Annotated in this window: 2 protein-coding genes; both read right to left on the reverse strand. The window is 72.1% G+C overall.

The features are described 5' to 3' along the window. Window positions 1-360: 360 nt before the first annotated feature. Window positions 361-1,137 carry a DeoR/GlpR family DNA-binding transcription regulator gene (locus GWI24_RS43550; protein WP_210951540.1) on the reverse strand — a complete coding sequence of 259 codons (777 nt, stop codon included), beginning with the start codon at window positions 1,135-1,137 and terminating at the stop codon, window positions 361-363. 58 nt (window positions 1,138-1,195) lie between these two features. After that, entirely contained in the window at window positions 1,196-2,182 is a 987-nt protein-coding gene (pdxA, locus tag GWI24_RS43555; RefSeq protein WP_374103414.1) for a 4-hydroxythreonine-4-phosphate dehydrogenase PdxA, read from the reverse strand. Between the last annotated feature and the right edge of the window lie 26 nt (window positions 2,183-2,208).

Raw genomic sequence — 2,208 nt, forward strand, 5'->3', positions numbered from 1 at the left:
AGACCGTCGTCGGCAGCGTCGGGTGGATGGGGGTCGGGTCGGTCTGCCGTGCCACGGTGTCCTCCAAAGCTCTTGGGCTGGTGGCCACGTCACTTCCGGGGCGGGTGCCCCAGTCCCCTGGGATATACGCATGGTCTCGGCGGTCGCTGTCGCCATGAGACGTTTTCCTGATCCGGATCCCGGCAATCGAAATCCAGACCATCCATCGTTCACCCACATCCTACGTACGACGGGTGCGCGGACCGCGCATGATGTGCGCGGCTCACGCGCGATGGGTGTGCGGCCCAGGCATGGCGCGCCCTCGGCCGTCGTCGCGGCGGGGCATCGCGGGGCGGGGGCACACGCCCTCGACGACCCGGGTCACTCGTCCTCGACGACCGTGACCTCGACCCCCTGGGCGCGCAGCGCGCGAATCTCCTCGGGGTCCGCGTCGCCGTCGGTCACCAGTGTCCAGCCGGGCGGCAGCCGTACCCAGGTGTGGAAGGGGCGGCGGCCGATCTTCGCCGAGTGGGCCAGGACGTACACCGCCTCCGCTCGGCGGGCCATCAGCTCCTTCAGGCGGGTCTGGCGCAGATCCGCTTCGCAGATGCCGTGTTCGGCCGTCACCCCGTCGGCGCCCAGGAAGACCCGGTCGAAGGTCATGCGCTCCAGGGCGGCCTCGGCGAGCGGGCCGAGGAAGCTCTGGCTCAGCGGGCGGAGCGTACCGCCGAGGCATTCCACCTGCACGGTCTCGACATCGGCGAGCTCCTGCAGCGCGGTGAGTCCGGTCGTGGCGACCGTGAGCCCCTCGGCGGTGCGCAGTTCATGCGCGAGGGCGCCGACGGTAGAACCGGCGTCGAGCAGCACCGTCTCCCCGGCGCGCACCGTCGACGCCGCCCAGCGCGCGATGGCCCGCTTGGCCTCGAACGCCTCGCCCGTGCGCTGGCGCAGCGACGCCTCCGGGTGGGCCACCAGGGCCATCGCCCCGCCGTACGTCCGCGCCAGCCGACCGTCCGCCGTGAGCTGTGCGAGGTCCCGGCGGATGGTGGATGCGGTGACCCCGAAGGTGCGGGACAGCTCCTCCACGCTGGTCAGACCCGTGGTCGTGGCCAGGTGGACGATCTGGTCGCGCCGGGCCCGCGCTCCGTTCACCGGCATGTCTTTCGCGTTCTTCACCGTGGACTCGGCCTCGCGTTCCTCGACGTGGCTCTCCGCGTCAGCGGGCGGGGGACGGCGACATCTCGGCGGCCTGCCGCAGCGCCTCGATCATGCTACCGGCGTCGGCCACGCCCGTACCCGCGATGTCGAAGGCGGTGCCGTGGTCGACGGAGGTGCGGATGACGGGCAGACCGACGGTCAGGTTGACCCCGGCCTCCAGACCCAGCACCTTGACCGGGCCGTGCCCCTGGTCGTGGTACATCGCCACGATCAGGTCGTAGTCTCCGCGCCCGGCCAGGAAGAAGGCGGTGTCGGCGGGGAGCGGGCCGCGGGCGTCGATGCCGTCGGCGCGCAGCACCTCCAGCGCGGGCACGATCTTCTCCTCCTCCTCGCCGTAGCCGAACAGGCCGTTCTCACCGGCGTGCGGATTGATCCCGCATACCCCGATCACCGGTTCGGGGGTGCCGGCGCGGACCATCGCCTCATGGCCGCGGCGCACGGTGCGCTCGACCAGGCCGGGCTCGATCTTCCGCACGGCGTCGATGAGCCCGATGTGGGTGGTGACGTGGATGACCTTCACCGTGGGGGTGGCCAGCATCATCGACACCTCCTCGATCCCGGTGAGATGGGCCAGAAGCTCGGTGTGGCCGGGGAACACATGGCCGCCCGCGTGCAGCGCCCTCTTGTTGAGCGGCGCGGTGCAGATGCCTTGCACCTCCCCGTTCATGGCGAGTTCGGCGGCGGTCCGTACGTACTGGTACGCCGCGTCCCCGGCGATGGGGGAGAGCTCGCCCCACGGCAGATCGGCGGGGAGCAGCCCGAGGTCGATGACGTTGATCCGGCCCGGGGTGAACACCGCCTCGCCGGGCGCGGCCACGGTGGCGACCTCGCACGCGATGTCGCGCAGCCGGGCGGCCCGCCGCAGCCGCTCCGCGTCCCCGATGACCACCGGGCGGCAGCGCCGCAGGGTGTCCGGGTCGAGCAGCGCGGGGACGACCACCTCGGGTCCGATACCGGCGCCGTCGCCCATGGTGACCGCGATCAGCGGAAGCGGGGCGGGATCGGTGTCCG

The sequence above is a fragment of the Streptomyces sp. MK37H genome, assembly GCF_018035285.1.
GTDB classification, from domain to species: domain Bacteria; phylum Actinomycetota; class Actinomycetes; order Streptomycetales; family Streptomycetaceae; genus Streptomyces; species Streptomyces endocoffeicus.